This is a genomic window from Enterococcus sp. DIV0703 (genome assembly GCF_051711065.1).
GTDB classification, from domain to species: Bacteria; Bacillota; Bacilli; order Lactobacillales; family Enterococcaceae; genus Enterococcus_B; species Enterococcus_B hirae.
The window spans coordinates 1,475,035-1,497,000 of record NZ_JBIOLX010000001.1 but is presented as its reverse complement, the minus strand read 5'-3'; the positions used below and the strand labels follow the sequence as shown (position 1 = coordinate 1,497,000).

At 35.2% G+C, this 21,966-nt stretch carries 22 protein-coding genes and 1 riboswitch; of the genes, 13 read left to right on the top strand and 9 right to left on the bottom strand.

Annotated elements, in window-relative coordinates:
• Positions 1-2 precede the first annotated feature (2 nt).
• The 9 genes from IGK81_RS06805 (at position 3) to IGK81_RS06765 (ending at position 6,606) form a co-directional block, all read left to right on the top strand.
• Entirely contained in the window at positions 3-749 is a 747-nt protein-coding gene (locus tag IGK81_RS06805; protein WP_034698101.1) for a LytR/AlgR family response regulator transcription factor, read from the top strand.
• Between the two features lie 108 nt (positions 750-857).
• Positions 858-1,454 carry an accessory gene regulator B family protein gene (locus IGK81_RS06800; protein ID WP_034698099.1) on the top strand — a complete coding sequence of 199 codons (597 nt, stop codon included), beginning with the start codon at positions 858-860 and terminating at the stop codon, positions 1,452-1,454.
• Positions 1,438-1,596 (top strand): cyclic lactone autoinducer peptide, encoded by a 159-nt coding sequence (locus IGK81_RS06795; RefSeq protein ID WP_034698094.1) that lies wholly within the window; start codon positions 1,438-1,440, stop codon positions 1,594-1,596. The genes IGK81_RS06800 and IGK81_RS06795 overlap by 17 nt, the downstream gene beginning before the upstream one ends.
• A gap of 689 nt (positions 1,597-2,285) precedes the next feature.
• Positions 2,286-2,849, top strand: coding sequence for an alkaline shock response membrane anchor protein AmaP (gene amaP, locus IGK81_RS06790; RefSeq protein ID WP_034698091.1), 564 nt, complete (start codon positions 2,286-2,288; stop codon positions 2,847-2,849).
• Between the two features lie 12 nt (positions 2,850-2,861).
• On the top strand, positions 2,862-3,050 hold the full coding sequence (locus IGK81_RS06785; protein ID WP_010719095.1) for a DUF2273 domain-containing protein: 189 nt from the start codon (positions 2,862-2,864) through the stop codon (positions 3,048-3,050).
• A gap of 12 nt (positions 3,051-3,062) precedes the next feature.
• Positions 3,063-3,608, top strand: a complete 546-nt coding sequence (locus IGK81_RS06780) for an Asp23/Gls24 family envelope stress response protein (protein ID WP_010719096.1) — start codon at positions 3,063-3,065, stop codon at positions 3,606-3,608.
• Positions 3,609-3,644: 36 nt separating this feature from the next.
• The gene (locus tag IGK81_RS06775; protein ID WP_010719097.1) at positions 3,645-3,887 is read left to right on the top strand and encodes a GlsB/YeaQ/YmgE family stress response membrane protein; all 243 of its coding nucleotides are present in this window, start codon (positions 3,645-3,647) and stop codon (positions 3,885-3,887) included.
• Positions 3,888-4,169: 282 nt separating this feature from the next.
• Entirely contained in the window at positions 4,170-5,930 is a 1,761-nt protein-coding gene (locus IGK81_RS06770; protein WP_412003848.1) for a 1-deoxy-D-xylulose-5-phosphate synthase, read from the top strand.
• A 202-nt stretch (positions 5,931-6,132) separates the two neighbouring features.
• On the top strand, positions 6,133-6,606 hold the full coding sequence (locus IGK81_RS06765; RefSeq protein WP_034698084.1) for a YbaK/EbsC family protein: 474 nt from the start codon (positions 6,133-6,135) through the stop codon (positions 6,604-6,606).
• Between the two features lie 283 nt (positions 6,607-6,889).
• Here IGK81_RS06765 and IGK81_RS06760 read toward each other — a convergent pair whose 3' ends face one another.
• Positions 6,890-7,660, bottom strand: coding sequence for an ankyrin repeat domain-containing protein (locus IGK81_RS06760; protein WP_034698082.1), 771 nt, complete (start codon positions 7,658-7,660; stop codon positions 6,890-6,892).
• Between the two features lie 228 nt (positions 7,661-7,888).
• Here IGK81_RS06760 and IGK81_RS06755 point away from each other — a divergent pair, with 228 nt between their 5' ends.
• The 4 genes from IGK81_RS06755 to pbp4 all read left to right on the top strand — a co-directional run bounded on the left by IGK81_RS06755 (position 7,889) and on the right by pbp4 (position 13,553).
• A complete protein-coding gene (locus tag IGK81_RS06755) occupies positions 7,889-8,503 on the top strand; it encodes a flavin reductase family protein (protein ID WP_034698079.1) in 615 nt (204 codons plus the stop codon).
• 458 nt (positions 8,504-8,961) lie between these two features.
• Positions 8,962-9,127: riboswitch (M-box (ykoK) riboswitch) on the top strand.
• Between the two features lie 113 nt (positions 9,128-9,240).
• Positions 9,241-10,434 carry an FtsW/RodA/SpoVE family cell cycle protein gene (locus IGK81_RS06750; RefSeq protein ID WP_034698076.1) on the top strand — a complete coding sequence of 398 codons (1,194 nt, stop codon included), beginning with the start codon at positions 9,241-9,243 and terminating at the stop codon, positions 10,432-10,434.
• A 79-nt stretch (positions 10,435-10,513) separates the two neighbouring features.
• Complete coding sequence (locus IGK81_RS06745; RefSeq protein ID WP_010737634.1) at positions 10,514-11,395, top strand: LCP family protein; 882 nt, start codon at positions 10,514-10,516, stop codon at positions 11,393-11,395.
• Between the two features lie 121 nt (positions 11,396-11,516).
• The gene (pbp4, locus tag IGK81_RS06740; RefSeq protein ID WP_412003847.1) at positions 11,517-13,553 is read left to right on the top strand and encodes a penicillin-binding protein PBP4(5); all 2,037 of its coding nucleotides are present in this window, start codon (positions 11,517-11,519) and stop codon (positions 13,551-13,553) included.
• Positions 13,554-13,666: 113 nt separating this feature from the next.
• Here the strand turns inward: pbp4 and IGK81_RS06735 are convergent, their stop codons facing one another.
• The 8 genes from IGK81_RS06735 to IGK81_RS06700 all read right to left on the bottom strand — a co-directional run bounded on the left by IGK81_RS06735 (position 13,667) and on the right by IGK81_RS06700 (position 21,942).
• Entirely contained in the window at positions 13,667-14,869 is a 1,203-nt protein-coding gene (locus tag IGK81_RS06735; RefSeq protein ID WP_034698070.1) for a tetracycline resistance MFS efflux pump, read from the bottom strand.
• Between the two features lie 175 nt (positions 14,870-15,044).
• Positions 15,045-15,497, bottom strand: coding sequence for a MarR family transcriptional regulator (locus IGK81_RS06730; RefSeq protein ID WP_034698067.1), 453 nt, complete (start codon positions 15,495-15,497; stop codon positions 15,045-15,047).
• A gap of 71 nt (positions 15,498-15,568) precedes the next feature.
• On the bottom strand, positions 15,569-16,720 hold the full coding sequence (locus IGK81_RS06725; protein ID WP_010719107.1) for a cation:proton antiporter: 1,152 nt from the start codon (positions 16,718-16,720) through the stop codon (positions 15,569-15,571).
• 242 nt (positions 16,721-16,962) lie between these two features.
• On the bottom strand, positions 16,963-17,487 hold the full coding sequence (locus IGK81_RS06720) for a DUF308 domain-containing protein (protein WP_034698062.1): 525 nt from the start codon (positions 17,485-17,487) through the stop codon (positions 16,963-16,965).
• A 70-nt stretch (positions 17,488-17,557) separates the two neighbouring features.
• Positions 17,558-17,905, bottom strand: a complete 348-nt coding sequence (locus tag IGK81_RS06715) for a DUF2200 domain-containing protein (protein WP_034698059.1) — start codon at positions 17,903-17,905, stop codon at positions 17,558-17,560.
• Positions 17,906-18,071: 166 nt separating this feature from the next.
• Positions 18,072-19,607 carry an alkyl hydroperoxide reductase subunit F gene (gene ahpF / locus IGK81_RS06710; protein WP_034698057.1) on the bottom strand — a complete coding sequence of 512 codons (1,536 nt, stop codon included), beginning with the start codon at positions 19,605-19,607 and terminating at the stop codon, positions 18,072-18,074.
• Positions 19,608-19,618: 11 nt separating this feature from the next.
• Positions 19,619-20,182: an alkyl hydroperoxide reductase subunit C gene (gene ahpC / locus IGK81_RS06705; protein WP_431393336.1), complete on the bottom strand. Its 564-nt coding sequence runs from the start codon at positions 20,180-20,182 to the stop codon at positions 19,619-19,621.
• Between the two features lie 212 nt (positions 20,183-20,394).
• Positions 20,395-21,942, bottom strand: a complete 1,548-nt coding sequence (locus IGK81_RS06700; RefSeq protein ID WP_034698053.1) for a helix-turn-helix domain-containing protein — start codon at positions 21,940-21,942, stop codon at positions 20,395-20,397.
• Between the last annotated feature and the right edge of the window lie 24 nt (positions 21,943-21,966).

Sequence of the window (21,966 nt, the reverse complement as noted above, 5' to 3'; positions counted from 1 at the left end):
TAATGTTAAAAATATTTGTTTGTGATGATGAAATTGCTCATCGTAATAAGCTTACTCGAATGATTACAAATTATTTATTGATGAAAGACTATGATGTTCAATTCCAATTTGCTACGGATGATCCAATGATGATCTTGTCGTTTATTTCAAAACATAAAACAGAAGGAATCTATTTTTTGGATATTGATCTAAAAACGGATTTAAATGGGATCGAGTTAGCAAAAAAAATCAGAGATTACGACCCAACAGCAAAAATCATTTTTGTGACAACTTATACAGATCTAGTCTATTTAACTTTTTTATACAAAGTAGAAGCATTAGATTACATTGTCAAAGATAATATGGATACTTTTCAAAAGAGAGTGACGGAATGTATTGACGTCGCAATTGAACGCTATTTGAATACAAATCTGGAAACTAGACCCCAAATTTGGATTAAGAATGGTCCAATTGATGTAAAGTTATATGTCGATGAGATATTTTATTTTGAATCTAGTCCAACACCCCATAAATTGATCGTCTATTTAGATAACCGCAGAATTGAGTATATAGGGAAGATCAAAGAAGTAGAAAGTATGTATGAGGTATTTTGTCGTTGCCATCAATCTTATGTAGTTAATCTGATGAATGTGAAAGAAATCAATAAAAAAGAACGAGTGATTACTATGTCCAATGGAGCAAAATGTTTAGTTTCTACTCGTCATTTAAAAAAAGTAGTAAATCAGTTCAAGAAATTAACCAGTTGTTGATTACATCTCCAGGTATTCCGCACTTTTGATCAAATAACGTTCACTTTTGATAAAACCAACTATCTTATAAAAAAACAAATATAATATAGATGAAAAGGAGCGGATCAAATGTCGGAAGAATCTATATCTTTAGAAGAAAAAGTTTCAAAAACAATTAGTAAGCGGATAGGAAGACAATTACAATTGTCAGAAATTGACTTGGCAAAAATGGAATATGGATTAGCTGTTCTTCTGGTAATTAGTTCAAAGATATTTTTTATCTACTGTTTAGCTGGGTGTCTTCATATTATTCTGCCGGTTTTGACTACTCATTTGGCATTTACACTAATGAGAAGAACAACAAAAAGTTTCCATGCAAGAGATAGTAATGTATGTACGGCCTTAAGTCTATTTTTCTTTGTCTTATTACCATATCTAGTTACTACTTTTGCTGTAGATGTCACAAGAGCCACCTTTATGATCTGCAGTCTCATGATTTGCTTGATCTTGTGGTTCAAAGGGATAGTGATCGCACAAAAACCGGCGAAAAGTTCTTTGCTAAATGGAAAGAGCCAGATGATAGTGGTCAGTTTGTTCCTAACTATTTTTGGTGGGATTCAATCAAGTAACCGTATTCGTACCTTACTGTTGTTAGGCATGATGATCTCAACCCTTTTAATGTTTGTTCAAAAAAGAAAGGATGAAGAAAATGTTAAAAAAAATTAGCTCAAAAAAATTAAAATACATGCAAATTTTAGCAACTGTTGCTATTGCTGTTGCTACAGAAGCTATAGGTAAAGGAACAATGTGTACAGGAATTATTTATGAACCAAAAGTACCTGATGCATTGAAACAAATCGAGAAATAAACTTGGAAATAGAAATACTAGTGGAATAAAAAGAATTCATTATACGAATAAGTCTTAGGATCAAAAATAGTAGTTGCTATTTTGACCCTAAGACTTATTTTTTTCGATAATTTTGTAAGAGCAAAACAAATATAAAAAAGAAAAAAGATTCCCATAATGTCGTTGTCCAACTAAATTCTTTTGAAATTCCAAAAAATAAATTCCCTGCATTAGAAACGATTAAATAAATTAAGGTAGTTATTAGAGCATAAATTATTTTCTTTACCATAATCTCACAACACCCCTTTTTTCAAAAACATGGCTAAAGCGTTCCATTTCTTCAAATGATCTTTACTTAAGTATAATTCATTTAAAAGATATTTGGAAAGAAATTTTATCTGTTTTTTACAGATAAGAAAGAAGAAAGAGAGTAGGAAACGATAAATATTAGAAAATTTTCATAGCAACTGATAGTTTTTTGTAATAATAACTGAGCATTATCTTTGCATTTTTTAATGTAGACTACTATCCTTTAAATATACCCAATAGAAAAAAGGCAATACAGTCTATTGGAGGGAAACGTTATTTATGAATGATTGTCATAGAAAGTGAAAAAAGGCTATTAGTATTAGCATGGCATGGTAGCGCTTTCTATTAAATCTTGTAAATAACATGTGTGATCACGGTCAATTAGAAGTAGGAGGTGGAGAATGAATAAAGGGTGGAAGATCGTCGGTATTCTTGCAAGTTTATTCTTGCTGACGGTGCTTTTAGGGATTGCGTTGATCAACGCACCGTATATGATGCCAGAACAGTTGGAACGTTTTCGATTTTTTGTCATAACGAACTACTACATGCAACAATATCTATTTTGGACAGCTGTCGTTTTTGCTATACTTGTGCTTATTTTGTTATTAGTTGTTCTTTTCTATCCAAAATCCAAAGGAACGTTTGTTTTAAAACAAAAAGATGGAAAACTGACTTTAGACAAGAAAGCAATCGAAGGGCTTGTGCGATCACAATTACATGAAGAAGAATTTGTTGGTTCACCAAAAGTTCGAGTACGCTCAACAAAAAATAAAATCAATGTCCATGTAAAAGGGGATTTAAAACGAACATCCTCTTTAATTGGTAAAACAGGAGAATTGATGCGTGACATTGAACAACAAGTGGCACGAGTACTTGGTACTGAACAAAACATCGCTGTAGCTGTTACTTATAGTGGATTTGAAGATTACGACAGTAATGCACACAAGCACGCTCGAGTAGAATAGGAGGGGCCCATCATGAAAGAGATATTTTCAGCGTACAAGCTCCCTATTATCTTCGGGGGACTTGGCTTACTGTTAGCTGTTTTATGGATAACAGTTGGATTTTTTAAAACACTTCTAATATTAATCATGACTGCTATAGGTGCAGGCATTGGTTTTTATTTGAAAGAAACAAAAATATTTGATCAATTTTTTAAATCTTAGGAGGAACTGGACATGGAAAACAAAGAAATCAAAAACACAAATACAATGACATCTGAGAATAACCATATTTCACGTGGAGAATTAACTTACGAAGATAAAGTAATTCAAAAAATCATCGGTTATGCTTTGAAAGATGTTGATGGTTTATTAACATTAGATGGCGGTTTCTTCTCAAACATTGCTGAAAAATTAGTGAACACGGATAATGTCACAGCAGGAATCAATGCAGAAGTTGGTAAAAAACAAGTAGCTGTTGACTTAGATGTCGTTGTAGAATACGGAAAAGATATTGAAAATATCTATGATCAAATTAAAGACTTGATCAGCCGTGAAGTGAATGATATGACACATTTAGATGTAATTGAAGTGAATGTGAATGTAGTTGATATCAAAACACAAGAAGAATATGCAAAAGATCAAGAAACTGTCCAAGACAAAGTGACAGATGCTGCTAAATCAACTGGTCAATTTGCTTCAAAACAAACAGATAAAGCAAAAGCAGCTATGAATAAAGGAACACAAAAAGTGAAAGAAAACACTGAACCACGTGTTCAGTAATTGATTGTTAGTAAAAGAAATTAGGAGGAAATTAAAATGGGATTTATTTGGTCATTAATCGTCGGTGGTATTATCGGAGCAATTGCAGGGGCTATTACAAATAAAGGTTCTTCAATGGGAATCATTGCTAACGTAGTCGCAGGTCTAGTTGGATCAGCGATCGGACAAGCTTTACTTGGCACTTGGGGACCAAGTATCGGGGGCATGGCAATCGTTCCATCATTGATTGGTGCAATCATTCTTGTATTGGTCGTATCATTCTTTGCTCGTAAACTGTAAGAATTTGATCGGATCATTTGATCGATCATAAATAAAATCAGAAGCTGAGACAATAATTGTCTCAGCTTTTTTTATCTACTTTAAAAAAATTCGGTCTAGTTAGTAAAGTTTATTCGTGTAAGCTGTTTAGAATAAAAATATCATTGTTATTGTGAAGTTTTACTCAAAATCCTCTTGACTTAGAGTTGACTCCAAGTAGTACAATATCTTTTGTGGTAACAATTACTAAGGCCGAAATGAGTTATTCTTTTCGGACATGTTATTGCAAAAGGAGAGAGAATAGTGAGTATAAAGACAAACATCTTAGACCAAATCAATGGTCCAACAGAGGTAAAAAAACTAACGATAGACAAAATGTCTGAATTAGCTACAGAAATGAGAGAAAAGATTTTACAAAAAAATAGTGCGATCGGAGGACATGTCGGCCCAAATTTGGGTGTCGTGGAATTAACAATTGCTTTCCACCATGTGTTTGACTCGCCCAAGGATAAAATTGTTTGGGACGTTTCCCATCAATCTTATGGACATAAGTTATTAACTGGTCGTAAAAATGGATTTGAGGAGGGAAGCTACCACGAAATTAGTGGCTATTCCAATCAACATGAAAGTGAACATGATTATTTTACTGTGGGGCATACTTCAACTTCGATCAGTTTAGCGGTCGGTCTTGCAAAAGCCCGTGATTTGAAACAGGAGAAAGGAAATATCATTGCTTTTATCGGGGATGGTTCCTTAAGTGGAGGCTTAGCTTTTGAAGGTTTGAATAATGGTGGAACAATCAATTCTAATTTGATCGTTTTAGTGAATGACAATGAAATGTCCATTGATGAGAATCAGGGAAGTTTATATCGTCATTTAGCAGAGCTTCGTGAAAGCAATGGGACAAGTAATGATAATTTATTTAAAGCGATGGGGTATGATTATCGCTACATTGCGGATGGTAATGATTTAGAAACAGTAATTGAGGTTTTCAGAGAAATTAAAGACATTGACCATCCAATCGTTTTACATGTTCACACCGAAAAAGGTCATGGCTATGAGCCAGCCGTCGAAAACAAAATGAAATATCATTGGCATGTACCGTTTGATTTAGAAACAGGCGAAGCGAAAAATGCTCCTACTAGTGAAAGTTTTAATCAAATAATTATGAACTATCTTGATGAAAAAACGAAAACAAGTGCAACGCCTATCGTGGCTGTGAATGCTGCGATTCCAGGAATGTTTGGCTTAAAGGAATTTCAAAAAAAACATCCAGAACACTACTTTGATGTGGGGATTGCAGAACAACATTCGATCACATTTGCTTCTGCTTTAGCATCTCAAGGGATTCGACCTGTGGTATTCCATTCAAGTGTGTTTTTACAACGAGCATATGATCAATTATCTCATGATTTAGCGATCAACGAAAATCCAGTAGTCATTCTAATTGGAGGAGCAAGCATCTCAGGAAGTGATCGTACTCACCAAGGGACTTTTGATATTCCTTATCTTTCAAGTATTCCTAATATTAAATATCTAGCGCCAGCTACGAAGGAAGACTTACTATCGATGTTGGATTGGAGTTTATCACAAACCGATTCACCGGTTGCTATTAGAATCCCTGCTCATGGTGTGACATCTGGTGAAGCGATCGCAGAAGACTACGCTATTCCAAGATACCAACGTCTGGTTGCTGGAGATAAAGTTGCGATCTTAGCACTAGGTGGCTTCCTTGAATTAGGTAAACAAGCTTTAGAAGAATTTGCGAATCAGGGGATTTCAGGCACATTGATTAACCCTGGAACGATCACCGAACTTGATCATGAAACTTTAGAAGAATTAAAAGAAAATCACCAATTGATTATCACTTTAGAAGATGGTAGTCTTTCGGGCGGATTTGGTGAAAAAATCAGTCGCTATTATGGAGATTCAGCAATCCAAGTTCTAAACTTTGGTTCTCAAAAAGAGTTTACTGATAGTGTACCTATTCAAAATTTGTATGAACGTTACCATCTGACACCAAAACAAATCGTAGCAGATAGTCTTAGCAATTTAAATCAATAGAAAAAAACAGAGTAAATTCGTGATATCAAACGAATTTACTCTGTTTTTTTTAAGAAATCCGACTTAAATAAACTATATTTATATTATGTAAACAAAGTTAGGCATAAACCGAACGAGTAATGAAATAAACATTGCTTTTATCGATAAGAATCCCATAGAATAGAAAAGTAAAGAAATAATCTATTTTTAAGGAGGTATTTTTTTGATTGATTTGCAAGAAATATTTACACAAAACCAGATTGAGTTTGAACTTTATCGCCATCGTCCGATTTATACCAATGAGGATGCGTTAGTTGTAAAAGAGGAACAAGGGTTTAGTGGTACTGAGACGAAGAGCTTGTATCTAAAAGATAAACAAAACAATCGCTATATTTTTTTAACCTTCACGACTAAAAGAAGCGACTTTAAAAAATTAAGCAAACTGATTGGTAAAAGAGTGTCAGTTGTTTCGGCTGAAGAAATGGAAGCGGAAACGGGACAAAAGCCAGGTGCTGTTTCACCATTTGGTTATGAATCATCTGTTCCTGTCATTATTGATGAAGAAATATTCGCTCAGGAAAAATTAGTATTTGCACCTGGTAGACCTGATCAAACCTTGGTAGTCAAAGTGGCTGATTTAGATAAGATCATTCAAATATTAGAAATAAAAACGTATGTATTACCAGCAGGGAAGTGACCTGTAACCATAATGAAACAGGTTCATCTTAAGTAAAACCTTTTGTTTAACGTAAGGTTTCGTGATAGAAAAACTGCGCATGAGTAAAGTAGCAGATGTGACGTTCCATATCAAAAAGCTTAGCTGATCAGAAAGTAAATCGAACATGGTTCAGACAAAAACGATGAGACGATCGTGAAAGTAAAACAAAAAAGCAAATGTCTAAGCTATAAACAAAAGTGTCATTTTGTTATAAAACATCGATCATCAGCTTTTTTATTTGGAAATTATTTTGTTCCTGTAATCAAGTTAATTGAGATAATAGTTGATCATATCCTAATTCTCTGGCATAATCTTCGGCAGTTTTCCCTTGATTATCACGCAATTCTTTATTTGCACCATGAGCCAATAATTCTCGGACGATGTCTTGGTAGATCTTTGAGCCATCTCGCAAAGCCACAGCTTCAATCAAGGCAGTATAGCCATAATGATTTTGATGGTCGATATCAACACGACCATCAGTTAGCAAAAGTTTGACGTTGGCTAAATGTCCTTTTTCGGCAGCTGGTATCAAGGCATTACCACCAAAACGGTTAACGATCGACTGATCAGGTTCACTATTTTCAAGCATATAAGCAAGAATCTCAGTTTTTCCTTGTGCGCCAGCATATAAGTAAGGGCTATCTTGAATATGATCTTGTAAGTTGATGTTCGCACCGTGATCAATGAGGATTTTTGCAATATCGATCATATTATGGTGGACAGCAATCAATAATGGGGATTCTCCTTTTTCATTTTGTTCATCAATCATCGCAGTTGATTGGTCTAACAACGTTTGAACTAGATTTAAATCCTCGGCACTAACAGCTTGTAACAAGCGACCTGGAGCAATTGACATTGGTGTTTCCTCCTTTGATGGATGGTTGGAATTAGTTGGTAAAGGCGCAGAAGTTGTAGAATCCAAAACAATCGAATTCGTGCTAGTATTAGTACCATTTGATTGAGAGGAATGATCGGCACATCCTGCAAATACCAATAACGTAGGGAATAACCATAGGATTGAATAAGGTTTCATGAAAACGCCTCCTCCATATTATTTTAGTTGAAATAGCCATAAACAGCAAAATAAATACTTGCTAAACAATGCACAGCTCTTTATATAGAGGCAAAAACGTAATAAGCAACGCTTCCAAGACGGATTCTTGACAAAAAAAGAACAATGATAGATAGTAAAAAATAGTGTCTGACTAAATCTAGACAGGAGAACAGCTTTTGATTCTGTCAAATGAAAGTAGGGGAGTAGATGTTTACACGTTTGTCATCTCAATTAACAGAAAGAGAAAATTATAAATTACTGATTGGTTCAATTATTCCCAGACCAGTAGCTGTTGTTTCAACATTAACTGAGAAAGGGAACTTAAACATTGCGCCATTCAGCTATTTTAATATCGTTAGTTCAAATCCACCCATCGTTTCGTTAGCTGTCCAAAGAAAAAATGAGCAGATGAAAGATACTGCTAAAAATATCTTAATAAGGAAAGAAGCAATTATCCAAGTTTTAGATGAGCTAAATGTGGTGGAGGTCAATAAAACAGCAGCAACTCTTCCGCAAGAAGAAAGTGAACTAACCTTGACTAACTTGACTACGAAAATAAATAGGAATGGTTCAATTCCACCAATCAATGAGTCAAAAATTGTTTTTGAAACGGATTTATATGACCATCTCGAAATTAAGAATGAGCAAGAAGTTACTGCCGATCTTTTCTTATTAAAAATCCATACGTATCAATTAAATGAAGAGGTATATGATCCAGTATCCGGGAAGATCGATCCCAAGAAACTACAACCAGTTAGTCGATTAGCAGGGAATGATTATGCAACCTTAGGGAAAATCTTTACCATCTCTAGGCCAAAGTGAACCACATGACGATAAATATGTTATTTTTAGAGGATGTATAATCCTAAAAATAGTATTATAATATTGGCGTAAGTTCATTTCTTTCATGAATGGAGTAAGAAATTAAATTTAGCTAAAACATTTTTTAGTTATAAAAAACAATAAAGTTTTTTTAGGTAAACCGAATGATTTAAAGTTTTATTTGAAATATACAAGTAAAAAGGCAGATATGAGGTTTTCTGGTGCATGGATAAACTGGTATGTAAATGTTAAGATAACTTTATAATTTATTCCGAAAAGTGAAAACGAGAAAATTAAAACAGAAAAATCAATTAAGTTAGCAAAGGATTTTCATATTAAACGACTTCCTAAAAAGGGGAAATATATTAAAGATTGATTAATTTTGTTTTTTTATCAAATAAATGATTGCTAAAATAGTTAAAGAAGCTTACTATTAACTCTGTAAAAAATAAAAATAGTAATAACCTTGTTAGGTGAGGCTCCTATACAAATATATGCTATTGCTCAGAAACGTCGAAAGACGCCAATGAGTCAAACAGGAATTGTCGGATTAAGGCTTTTTCAAATAGCTAAGAGTGTTTCTTTACGTTGTATAGTGCTAAAACTCGGACGATGAGATGATGCTAGGTCAGAATTCTTGTTCGAAAAGGTTTCTGACCTTTTCTTATATTCTATAACTGATTCTATATTTAACTGCTCGTATTCGCCTAACTTGTGTAAGAGGAGGGGGATATGCGATGTGGAAAAACAGAAAGATCGACTGGTTGATTTTAGGCCCTTATTTGGCTTTGTCAATTGTCGGTCTTTTAGAGATATATAGTGCTAGTTCCTATCGTTTATTGGTAGCAGGAAGTGATCCTAAAAGCTTATTTATTCGGCAATTTTTGTTTATTATTCTTAGTTGGGGCGTAATTGTATTGACCTATTCCATCAGATTACAAGTTCTACTGAAACCAAGAATAATAAAAGCTGGATTGATTGTATCGGGCTTATTATTAGCGATGATGAAACTCGGGATTTTTGCTGTAACAGTTAATGGTGCCCAGCGGTGGGTTTCAATCGCTGGAATCCAGTTTCAACCGTCAGAAATCGCAACCATTTTTTTGATTTTATATTTAAGTCGTTTTTTTAGAAATGACCGCAGTGTTCCTGAGAAACTTCATATACCAGTGTTGATCGTGGGCGGAATCGCCGTGCTTGTTTTGTTTCAACCTAAAATTGCGGGAGCACTGATGATTTTAGCTATTGCTGGAGCTATCTTTTGGGCTGCAGCTATTCCCATTAAAAAAGGGTTGATAATTATCGGAGCAGCGATTGCTAGCTTGATCTTAGTAGCTGGCTTAGTTTTACTACTTGAAAAGCATCATTTGTTACCTTCATTTTTTGAACACGCTTATGACCGAATCGCAATGGTTCATAATCCTTTTTTAGATGAACATGGTGCAGGATACCAGATGAGTAACTCTTACTATGCACTATACAACGGTGGCCTATTTGGTCGAGGAATGGGGAATAGTATTACTAAAAAAGGTTATCTCCCTGAATCCGAAACAGATTTTATTTTCTCAGTCATTGCTGAGGAGTTTGGGTTGATAGGCGCATTACTTGTTTTGTTTTTGCTTTTCTTATTATGTATGCGAATCTTCCAAAAGAGTACGAAACAAAAGAACCAACAGGCAACTTTGATCTTAATTGGTGTAGGGACATGGATACTCGTTCAGACAAGTATCAATATTGGAAGCATCCTTGGTTTAATTCCAATGACAGGTGTACCATTGCCATTTGTCAGCTACGGAGGAACAAGCTATTTAATCTTGTCTTTCGCTATTGGATTAGCTTTGAATATCTCGTCTCGACAAGTGAAAGAGAAAAATAAGCAGGTTGAGAGGTTACAACTCAAGAAACCTGAACTGTTAAACAAGAACAATTAAGAATCTCTCAATTGGACTATCATAATAAAAAAATGGCTATATTTCAAGTAAGAGGTTCGGTTAGAAAGAGGAATCGAAAATGAAAACATTTCAAAAAGTGATTTTAGGTCTATTGACGGCAGTCGTCATTGTCATCGGCTATTTTTCTTTTGAGTTTGTTCATGGTTATTCTTCAACGAGTCGAGCAGACGATGTACCAAAAGTAGAAGCCAAAAGTGTTCCTAAGATTATCAATGTGGCATTGATTGGCTCTGATGCCCGGTCGAAAGAAGAAAATGGACGTTCAGATTCTTTGATGATTGCTCAGTATAATCAAAAAACTAAAAAAGCAAAATTGGTTTCGATTATGCGTGATTCTTATGTAGATATACCTGGGCATGGTCAAGATAAGATCAACGCAGCTTATTCATATGGCGGGATTGATCTTTTGAACCAAACATTGAAAGAAAATTTCAAATTTGAAACACCTTATTATGCAAGTATCACCTTCCAAGATTTCATTGATTGTGTCAATGAGCTATTCCCTAACGGCGTAGATATCAATGCTGAGAAAGATTTAGACTTGGATGGTGTATACATCAAAAAAGGTGAACAAACGATGGATGGGAATACCTTATTGCAATATGCGCGTTTTAGAGAAGATGCTGAAGGAGATTTTGGACGGATCAGAAGACAACAACAAGTGATCAAAGCAATTTCTAAGCAATTAAAAGATGTGACTTCCATCCTTAAATTACCAAAAGCAATCGGTCAACTCTTGGGAAGTATTAAAACGAATTTACCTGAAAGTGTATTAATTGATTGTGGCATTGATTTCTTAAAAGATGACAAACCAATTGATACGTTATCTGTACCAGTTGAAGGTAGTTGGAATTTTAATGATTACACACCTTCTGGTAGTGTACTAGAACTTGATTTAGAAAAAAATCAATTAGCAATCAATCAGTTTTTAGACCAATAGATTTACATTTTATTTAAAGTGTAAGAAGTTAGAAACAAGCGATTGTCGTTGTGTTCTAGCTTCTTTTCTTATGGTAAAATGGATAGAAGTTAAGATAAGAAAATGTGAGCGGAGGGACAAAATGAAACGAAGTGACAATCATCATAGGAACAAGACTGGCGTTTATCTAACAAGTGCCCTTGTTTTGGTTCTTGCGGCTGGTGGCGGGTATTTTTACTATCAAAAAACGCAAGAAGAGCAAGTGGTTTCAGCAGGAGAAAAAACGATCCAACAGTTTGCGGAACGTTTGAGTACTGGCGATTACAAAAAGGCGATGTCATACACGCAAATTGATTCACAGACTAAGAAGACAATTTCTGAAAAAGAAGCTCTTGAAAAATACCAAAACATTTACGGAGCTGTGGCCATAAAAGGCTTGGAAATCTCTAATTTAAAAGTGACGAAAAAAGATAGTGAAACCTATTCTTTTTCTTATAAAGCTAAAATGAATACAAGCTTAGGCGAATTAAAAGACCTATCATATAAAGGAATTTTGACAAATAAAAATGATCAGATCAAAATCAACTGGCAGCCGAACTTGATTTTTCCTCAAATGGAAGATACAGACAAAGTAAGTCTGACTAGTGAGGAAGCTAAAAGAGGCGATATCCTTGATCGAAATGGAAAGAAATTAGCAACGACGGGCAAATTGAAACAGTTAGGGATCGTTCCTAGAAAGCTAGGAGAAAAAGAAGAGAAAATAGCAAACATCAAAGCAATTGCTGCAGCTTTCGATCTTTCAGAAGATGAAATCAATCAAGCTATCTCTCAAAGTTGGGTACAACCGGACTATTTTGTTCCTCTAAAAATCATTGATGGACAAACCCCCGAATTACCAAGCGGAGCAGCGATCCAAGAAGTTGATGGTCGCACCTATCCGTTAGGCGAAGCAGCAGCGCAATTGATTGGTTATGTTGGTGATATCTCAGCAGAAGATATCAAAAAGAATGCTGAATTAAGTAGTAATGGTAAAATTGGTCGTTCTGGTCTGGAAATGACTTATGACAAAGAACTACGTGGCACCAATGGGGGGAAATTGAGTATTACGGATGCTGATGGGACAGAAAAAGAAGTATTGATCGATCAAGAAGTGAAAAATGGTCAGGATATCAAATTAACTCTTGATGCCGATGCTCAAAAAATCGCATTTGATAGTTTAGGTGGAAAAGCGGGTTCAACAGTAGCGACTTCGCCAAAAACGGGTGAGTTGTTAGTATTAGCGAGCTCTCCAAGTTATGATCCAAACAAAATGACAAATGGAATCTCTCAAGAAGATTATCAAGCCTATACGGAAAATAAAGACCAACCATTTATTAGTCGTTTTGCTACCGGTTACGCTCCCGGATCTACATTTAAAATGATTACTGCCGCAATCGGATTAGATAATCAAACGCTGAATCCAGACGAAGTATTGACGATCAATGGATTGAAATGGCAAAAAGACCAATCATGGGGATCGTATCAAGTTACTCGTGTCAGCGATGTGCCTCAAGTCAATCTGAGAAATGCAATGATTTATTCAGATAATATCTATATGGCTCAAGAAACCTTGAAAATGGGTGAGAAGAAATTCCGCGAAGGATTAAATAAATTCATTTTTGGGGAAGACTTAGATTTGCCGATCAGCATGAATCCCGCACAAATCTCAAATAAGGATAGTTTCAAGTCAGAAATCTTATTAGCAGATACTGGTTATGGGCAGGGAGAACTGTTGATCAATCCGATCCAACAAGCAACGATGTATTCTGTTTTTGCTAATAATGGAAATCTCGTTTATCCAAAATTAGAGATGAATAAAGAAACGAAAGTCAAACAAAATGTCATTGCTTCAACAGCTGTACAGACGATTCTGCCAGATTTGAAAGATGTTGTTCAAGATACAAATGGTACCGCTCATTCTTTAGCTGCTTTAGGCATACCGATAGCAGCAAAAACTGGTACAGCTGAAATCAAAGAAAAACAAGATGAAAAAGGACAAGAAAATAGCTTCTTATTTGCTGTGAATCCTGATACAAATGGTTATCTCATGATCAGCATGTTAGAAGATAAAGCAGAAGGTGATTCTGCAACGAAACGTGCACCTGAGTTACTCCAATACTTGAATCAAAACTATCAATAGACGAATCAATAAAACTAATCAATGACTGTAGTCCCTACTTACATTTAGACTAGGAAACCTAAATTATTTAGAAAACTACAGTCACTCGATTAGTTTTTTTATATAGGGATATTTTAGAATGATCTTTTTACTTTTGGTTTAACGATAAAAGTAGCTAAACCTAATAAAATGAATCCAATAATGAATGGCATCGTATGATGGAAAGTAGCATATAGTTGACCACCAATCATCGGACCGATCACTCTAGCTAATGCTTGGATGCTTTGTGAAGCCCCTTGGATTTTTCCTTGGTCCTCTTTGCTAGCATACGTTGAAATCAAACCATTATAGGAAGGACTAAAAATCGCATCACCTAGCCCGAAAAAGACCATGCCGATGATAAAGCAGGGGATCGAGCTATAAAAAGCGGAAAGGATGATGACAGAATAACCAATCATTTCACTGGTAATACCCATAGTGATGATCTGGTTTTCTCGCCAAAATTTTAATAAAATCGGCATAATCAACAGTTGAGCAAAAATGTCCATAATGCCAATTAACGAGAAAGTAAAACCGATGATAATTGGCGATAGATGGAAAGTATCAATTGAAAATTGAGCAAAAATCGCTTGGAATGAGCCGTTGGGTAGCCAAATCAAAAAACCTGTGATCAATAACCATTTGACTGATCGAAATGTGAAAACCAATTGGAGTTGCTTGAAGGGATTGATTTGCTGAAGAGAAAGATTTCTTGTACGTTCACGTTTAGTCAAACTTTCAGGCATGAAAAAATAACCGTAAACCGCATTACTCAAAGACAAAAAGGAGGCAACGTATAAGGGAGTTGCTGGTCCGTACTGTGCCAAGAACCCACCAATCAAAGGACCTGCTGCAGTTCCAATCCCAACCGTCGCGCTAATCCATCCAAAATATTTTGTTCGACTTTCAATTGGTGTCAAATCAGCAAAATAGGCAAGAATAGCTGAGATTTCACCGCCGGTCAGCCCCTCAATTATTCTACCAAGAAAAAGTATCCATAAAGCTCCACCAAAGCCAAATAAATAGTACCCAATCGCAGAGCCAAACAAACTACTGATCAAAATAATTTTCCGACCAAACCGATCACTGAGTGCGCCTAACATAGGGGCGGCTAAAAACATGGAAAAAGCATAGATCGCACTGAGTAGTGTCACCGTGGTTGCTTGTTGCTGTGTGTTTTTTGTGTATTGCTCTACCATAAATGGGATGACCGGATTAACGATTGTTAACCCTAATCCAATCAAAAAGACCGAAGTGAAACCAAAAACGAGTGCATGTTTGTTGATTGTTGTATTCATATCAAAACTCCTTAGCTATAAAATGTTTCCTAGGAAACATTTTATATGGTATACGTTTATTGTTTCCTTGTCAACAATAAACAGAGAGATACTACGATAGAAGAATGAAATCTAACGAAGCAGAGAGCAAAAAATCAACCGTGATCTTAAGATCACGGTTGATTACACATGCACTTTATTTTTCTAGTTTTGTTCTTTTTAAATTTTCTCTAAAGCGACCGATAAAACGAAAAACAGTATCAAACTCTTCCTTAGTCATTTGTTGAAAAACGACCTCATTTTCTTTAAGAAATTCTTCATGGAGCTTTTGATGCATTTTGTTAATACGCTGACCTTCAGCTGTCAGGCGAAAGTAACGCTCTTTTTTATTTTCAGGTTTCTGATAGCTTTCAAGTAAGCCGTTAGTGATCATTTTTTTAGTTAGCTTACTAATCGCTCCACGAGTCATGTAACTAGCATTTGCTAATTTGGTTACATTTGGATTTGGAATTGATGCTACTTTTTCGATTAAGGCGATCTCATTTAAAGAATAGCCTTCGAGTACTTGTTCTAATTTTGGTTTATTACGCCAAGTGATCTCGTTAGTCAGATCGACCATTTCACTAATCAATTTAAGTCTTGAGTCCATTTTTCACCGTCCTTTTTCTCTAGTATAACGAATGGACATTATCATCACAACATTCATTGATAGATAGTAAGTTAATTGGCGTATACTTTTTTAGTGAAATATTTAAGAATCAGAGGTGAGATCAGAGTACTTAACAAAACAACGATCACTAAAGGAGAGTAGTAGTGATTTTCAATCAAGTTGCTTTGTTGTCCGATCTGTAAAATGATCAGTGCCATTTCACCACGAGAAATCATACCAGCTCCTACCATGAGTGCACTGTTGGAAGAAAAACCAGAGAATTTTGCTCCAATATATCCGCCAATAAGTTTAGTCAGAATCGCTACGAGTGTCAAAATCAAAATAAATAGTATCTGTTCACTAAAGTTAGAAAAATCTACTTCTAAACCAACACTCACAAAAAAGACGGGGATGAATACTGCATATCCTAAAGCTTCAACATTATTGTAAACTTCATGTTTTACTTTTGTTTGACTCACTGCAATCCCAGCAAAAAATGCCCCAATTACTGAACTTAACCCAATCAGGTCTGCTAAATAAGACATTCCTAGGCAAATGACTAATGACATAATGATAATGGCTGAATTCGCATAGATTTTTTCTGCTAGAGACATTAAAAATGGAGCGATCCATTTCACTAATAAAAAGATAAATAAGAAATAGAATAGTTGTTCCAACAAGAGTAAAGGAAGGGGTAGGTTGCTCGTAGACTTACCTGTTAAAAAAGATAAACTGAAGCTTAGCACTAGAACAACCAGAATATCATCAACAACAGAGGCACCTAGAATCGTTGATCCTTCCTTCGTATTCACAACATTTAATTCTTTTAATACTTCGACAGAGATACTAACAGAAGTCGCAGCTAAAATAATCCCAAAAAAGATTGCTTCATTGTTCGCTACTTGAAACGCCTCGCCAGTAAGCCAACCGAAAAAGACAGGGAAGAGGATTCCTAAAAGTGCTACAAACATTCCAGGTTTAAAATATTTTTTCAATAAGGATAAATCACTTTCCAAACCTGCTAAGAACATCAGCAAAATGACGCCAATTTCAGAAAAATCATGAACCAAAATATTAGGATGAACCCAGCCAAGTCCTGCTTGTCCTAGTAATACACCAACTAACAATTGCCCAATAACAGCCGGAATCCCAAATCTTCTTGAAATATGCGAACCAATTGTAGTTGCAACAAGGATTAGACACAAGATACCAATAAACTCCATAAGATAGTCAAACCTTTCTTTATTCAATAGTCTCAAATATATAATAACATTAATTATTTTATTTGTGGTAAAAAGAGATTGCATAAGAAATCAGCAATCAGAGACTCGGAAAATGAAAAATTTTAAAGCAAATAAAAAGAGGGAGCAAACAGAAAGTTTACCCCTAGAAACGAAAGATATTTGGAAAAAGCAACTTCTTCCATCTTCTAGGTAAACTAATAGTCATGCAACCTCTTATTTACTTACGAATATCTCTTGTTCACTTTAAAATAGCTAATGATTTCTGAGATACCCATGAAAATTAATAGCCCACCAAATAATTGGAAGAGTATCATAACGCTTTTGAATGGATTGAATAATAAAATCAAACCACCAATCAATAAGAGAATACTATAAGCACTCCAACCTTTCGAACGGGTATTAAGTCCAACGAATAATTGAAAGAGACTTTTTAGGATAATAACTAAACCTAAGATAACTGGTAAGAGCGAGACGATTGCTGCTGCAAAGACCCACACGATTAGTGCGAGAATAAAAAATGCAATCCCGCTAATTAAACCAAATCCCCATGCACCCGTTTGTTTTCGGTTTTTATTTGCTTCTAAAAGATTCAAAATCCCCAATAAAACAAAATACGCTGTAATGAGGTAGCCAATAAAATGGAATACAGCTGTCGGATTGATCACAATTGCAAGTCCGGCAATGATGTAAATGGCTGACCTTAGCAATGCGTAACGCTGAAAATTAGTACGTATCATTTCAAACATAACATAACCTCCTTTTATTCTATTGTAACGGTAAACGGTTATTCTACCAAACAAAAACCTGTTTTTTGATTTAGCTTCTTAATATTTTATCCATTTTCTTGCCTTTTGCAAGTTCATCAATTAGCTTATCTAAATAACGTATTTCCTGCATCAGTGGGTCTTTGATCATTTCCACTCGCACACCACAAATCACCCCAGTTATCAACTGTCTGTTTGGATTCAGTTTGGGTGCTTGTTCAAAGAAGACTTGGAACGTTACTTCATTTTTCAGTTGTTTTTGTAATTCTTCTTCGGTATAACCAGTCAACCAGCGGATGATTTCATCCACTTCTGACCGAGAGTGTCCTTTTTTCTCAGCTTTTTTTACATAGAGAGGGTAGACACTTGAGAAACTCATGGTGAAAATTCGTTGATTCATGATAGCACCTCCTACGATAAGTTTTCTTTTATTATATTCGTTTGTTCAATAAATGTGTACTTATCGCTATTATCAAAACAGAAAATAAGCATAAACAAAAGGCTAAGGCAAGTTGATGAAAAAAACGCCTTAACCTTTACATATTCTAAAGTGCATTTACTATTCTTTAGTTTCTCATTAAATAGTCAAATGCACCAAGGGCTGCTGTAGCTCCTGATCCCATAGCAATAATGATCTGTTTATAAGCACTGTCTGTACAATCACCTGCAGCGTAAAGACCTGCTTCACTGGTAGCACCATGGGCATCAGTGATGATTTCTCCTCGATCATTTAACTCAAGTGTTCCAACTAACCAATCCGTATTAGGAACCAAACCAATCAGAATAAACACACCTGAAACAGCTATTGTGTGTTCTTCCTGGGTGGAACGGTCGATATAACTCAACGAATCAACCTTTGTCTGACCACTGATTTCTTTCGTCTGGGCATTTAGAATGACAGTGACATTTGTTAAAGTAGCTAGTTTATCTTGTAATACTTGATCTGCTTTAAGTGTCGGAAGAAACTCTAAAATATATACATGTTTCGCCAACCCAGCTAAATCAATGGCAGCTTCAATCCCTGAATTTCCACCACCAATCACTGCGATTTCTTTTCCGGCAAAGAGGGGACCATCGCAATGAGGACAATAGGCAATTCCTTTGTTTTTAAATTCTTTTTCACCAGGAACATTGATTGAACGCCAATGAGCTCCTGTTGCAACAATCGTTGTTTTTGATTTCAGCTGATTGCCGCTTTTTAAATTGATTTCAAAGAGATCTGCTACTTTTTTTAGTGACACAACTTGTTGATTTGTCATAACATCAACAGGATAAGACCGTAAATGTTCTTCGACTTGTTTCATCAATCGTGGACCTTCTGTGTAAGGTGTACCGATTAGATTTTCGATGCCTAACGTTTCTACGACTTGACCGCCAAGTGTATCAGTTACGAGTCCAGTACGGAGGCCTTTTCTAACTGCGTAAATCGCTGCGCTGCTTGCTGCTGGACCGCCACCGATAACTAGAACGTCAAATAATTCTTTTGTATTGATTTCCTTTTGTTCCATAAGATTCGGGCCAGCTATTTTTCCTAAAATTTGTTCAATCGTCATTCGTCCACTAGCAAATTCTTTTTCGTTTAAATAAACGGTTGGCACGGCCATGATTTGTTTTTCAGTGATTTCATGCTGATACATTCCACCTTCGATCATCGTATGGGTGATCAACGGATTTAAAACCGCTAAAATGTTTAACGCTTGAACAACATCAGGGCAGTTGTGACAAGTTAAACTGACATAGCTCTCAAAATGTAGAGGTTGATGAATTTCTAAAATGGATTGAATCAAAGTATCAGCTATTTTAGGTGGTCGTCCACTTACTTGTAATAAAGCAAGGAGGAAAGATGCAAATTCGTGGCCTAAAGGAATACCTGCGAAAGTAATCCCGCTAGTCTTTTGTAAAGAATTGATTTCAAAGCTAGGGGTACGTGGCAACTTCTTTTGTTCAACCGTAATTTTATCAGTCATATCTGCCACTTCGTTCACAAACTCGAATAATTGTTGAGAATTGGCAGTGTCATCTGTACTAACCGAAAAAACAACTGGTGCTTCCATTAAATCAAGATATTGAGCTAAATTTTGTTTCGTTTCCTTATCTAACATCGGCTCATCCTCTAAATCTTTCCAACAAGATCGAAACTAGGTTTTAGTGTTTCACCACTTTCTTTCCATTTCGCTGGACAAACTTCACCAGGATGCGTACGTACGTATTGTGCGGCTTTGATTTTGTCAATCAAGGCATTTGCGTCACGTCCAATACTATCAGCATTGATTTCCATTGCTTGTACGATACCATCTGGATCTATGATAAAAGTTCCTCTTTGTGCAAGTCCACTTTCTTCATTCAATACATCAAATAAACGAGAAATGTGGTGAGAAGGGTCGCCAATCATGGCATATTCTATTTTTCCGATAGCTTCAGATGAGTCATGCCATGCTTTATGTGTAAAGTGGGTATCCGTTGAACAAGAAAATACTTGGACGCCTAGTGATTTTAATTCATCGTATTGTTCCTGTAAATCCTCTAATTCTGTTGGACATACGAAAGTGAAATCTGCTGGATAAAAGCAAATAATACTCCAATTACCAGTAAGATTAGCATCGCTGATATCGATAAATTCTCTGTTTTTATAAGCTTGTGCGGTAAATTCTCCAACTTTTTTTCCAATCAATGACATATGAAAACCTCCAATTTATTTTGCTTTATTTATAATTAATATAATTTAATAACGGTTGCAAAGTCAAAGGTTTTTTGGTTATTTTAAGAATGTCTCGTAAAAATAGGAGGTTATTTATAGGTGCAATAGAAAAAGCCGTACATGGGAATAGTGGCTGCTTCCTTTGTTTAGTAGGATTCATCGACTATTTTTCCATGAACGGCTGCATTGGATCATTTATTAGAAAATGGTGTGCAAGATGTATAATCATTTTCTTGTTTTAATTCAAAGATATATCCAGCAATTTGAGTAATTACTTTTTTCCATTCTTGCGGTGTCACATAATTGTCCAATAAATAGATTTTTTTGATATGTGACGGCAGATGCTCTAAGGGACAGTCACTGACGATGATATCACATTCTTCCATATAATTTTTTTGGATGATGATCGACTCGGAAGAAAAGATCTGCTCGATTTTGACCATCAAATCTTTACTCACATAAAAATCCTTGGTGTAATTGATACCTATGACGATCGAGTGTTGAGGTTTAAAGCGATCATACAAATGAAGTAAGTCTTCAACGATCCATTGCATATTTTCTTTGATCAATAGATCTGGCAGCTCTTTACTGATTTTTTGTCTAAAAGTGACGTAGAATTGTTTGATCTCATTTTGTAAGTTTTCAAAATTTTCTTTTCCTTCATATAAAGTATAGGTAGGTAAAGGAGTATTGGGTTGATCAGGATTCAAAAAAGTACTGAAAAGTTTATTTCGAGCAAAGTTCAAGGCATAAAGTTTTTGTTGGTTGACTGGTACTTTTAAATGAAAGTGTCGGCTAAAAGACTCCACTAGCTTTTTAGAGTAAACGATGTAAGGAACATTAGCTTCTAGTAACATTTGGTAATGTTGAAAGCTAAGCTCGTCACTTTCTAGTTTTGAGATCGCTAATCTTGCTAACAGGTTGATTAAAACCCGCTGCTCATGACAGATAGATAAATGATCGTTAAGTAAATCAAATTCTGGAGTAACCAAGTATTCAATATAGTCATATTCTTTAAACTCTCTTTGGACATTCTTCAACGATGTAACTGGAAAGTTCTCTACACAGATTTTTAATAGTAAAAATAATTTCTCTTTCATCCCTCCACTTAGGGCATCAAGTAATTCTTGTTTAAAATAAGTTGTTAGTTCATACGTAATAGATTGTGGGGTTTCCATGCCGTAGGGGACAGAAGTATTTGAAAAAATATTCCAATAAACATCTAAAAAACAATACTGGATCTGTACTTCCGTTCCTGCTACGATTTTTTTTCCTTTAGCTGTAAATTTAAATGCAATCCCATACAATTTAAGGAACTGATTGACAGCTTTCATTTTGGAATAAAGATAAGAGGAGCTGTAATTTGTTGTTTGACTAATGCTAACAATTGAATGACCAGTTGGTTCTAACAGGGCTGTTAAAATTTTAAAATTTGTCGATTCTAAACAGTATTTACCAAATAATTCATAATAACATTTTGCACTATCTGTATTCTTTAAATCTAACTGGACAAATTTCTTTTGCCTGATCAAAGAAACATCTTCTAAATCAAGTGTCATAAAATCCTGTTCTAACTCTTGGAGATAAAGCAAAAAATTAGAATCAGACATCTCAAAATAATCAGCGAGGTAGTGAGTGGTAATGAAGAATGGGTGTTCTGCAAGAAAAAGAAAAATATTGAGCTTGGTAACACTTTTTTTATTTAAAAGATACTTTTTGATTGCTTCTTGTGTTTGCATGTTATTCCTCCATTTGATTTTCCA

Bases quoted from the DNA above. Each gene is read 5' to 3' on its own strand.
- pbp4 (WP_412003847.1), top strand. From the start codon at position 11,517: ATGAAACGAAGTGACAATCATCATAGGAACAAGACTGGCGTTTATCTA.
- IGK81_RS06785 (WP_010719095.1), top strand. From the start codon at position 2,862: ATGAAAGAGATATTTTCAGCGTACAAGCTCCCTATTATCTTCGGGGGA.
- IGK81_RS06715 (WP_034698059.1), bottom strand. From the start codon at position 17,905: ATGAATCAACGAATTTTCACCATGAGTTTCTCAAGTGTCTACCCTCTC.
- IGK81_RS06755 (WP_034698079.1), top strand. From the start codon at position 7,889: ATGTTTACACGTTTGTCATCTCAATTAACAGAAAGAGAAAATTATAAA.
- IGK81_RS06700 (WP_034698053.1), bottom strand. From the start codon at position 21,942: ATGCAAACACAAGAAGCAATCAAAAAGTATCTTTTAAATAAAAAAAGT.
- IGK81_RS06725 (WP_010719107.1), bottom strand. From the start codon at position 16,720: ATGGAGTTTATTGGTATCTTGTGTCTAATCCTTGTTGCAACTACAATT.
- ahpC (WP_431393336.1), bottom strand. From the start codon at position 20,182: ATGTCATTGATTGGAAAAAAAGTTGGAGAATTTACCGCACAAGCTTAT.
- IGK81_RS06760 (WP_034698082.1), bottom strand. From the start codon at position 7,660: ATGAAACCTTATTCAATCCTATGGTTATTCCCTACGTTATTGGTATTT.
- IGK81_RS06735 (WP_034698070.1), bottom strand. From the start codon at position 14,869: ATGAATACAACAATCAACAAACATGCACTCGTTTTTGGTTTCACTTCG.
- IGK81_RS06780 (WP_010719096.1), top strand. From the start codon at position 3,063: ATGGAAAACAAAGAAATCAAAAACACAAATACAATGACATCTGAGAAT.
- IGK81_RS06745 (WP_010737634.1), top strand. From the start codon at position 10,514: ATGAAAACATTTCAAAAAGTGATTTTAGGTCTATTGACGGCAGTCGTC.
- amaP (WP_034698091.1), top strand. From the start codon at position 2,286: ATGAATAAAGGGTGGAAGATCGTCGGTATTCTTGCAAGTTTATTCTTG.
- IGK81_RS06800 (WP_034698099.1), top strand. From the start codon at position 858: ATGTCGGAAGAATCTATATCTTTAGAAGAAAAAGTTTCAAAAACAATT.
- IGK81_RS06795 (WP_034698094.1), top strand. From the start codon at position 1,438: ATGTTAAAAAAAATTAGCTCAAAAAAATTAAAATACATGCAAATTTTA.
- IGK81_RS06720 (WP_034698062.1), bottom strand. From the start codon at position 17,487: ATGTTTGAAATGATACGTACTAATTTTCAGCGTTACGCATTGCTAAGG.
- IGK81_RS06730 (WP_034698067.1), bottom strand. From the start codon at position 15,497: ATGGACTCAAGACTTAAATTGATTAGTGAAATGGTCGATCTGACTAAC.
- IGK81_RS06775 (WP_010719097.1), top strand. From the start codon at position 3,645: ATGGGATTTATTTGGTCATTAATCGTCGGTGGTATTATCGGAGCAATT.
- IGK81_RS06805 (WP_034698101.1), top strand. From the start codon at position 3: ATGTTAAAAATATTTGTTTGTGATGATGAAATTGCTCATCGTAATAAG.
- IGK81_RS06750 (WP_034698076.1), top strand. From the start codon at position 9,241: ATGTGGAAAAACAGAAAGATCGACTGGTTGATTTTAGGCCCTTATTTG.
- ahpF (WP_034698057.1), bottom strand. From the start codon at position 19,607: ATGTTAGATAAGGAAACGAAACAAAATTTAGCTCAATATCTTGATTTA.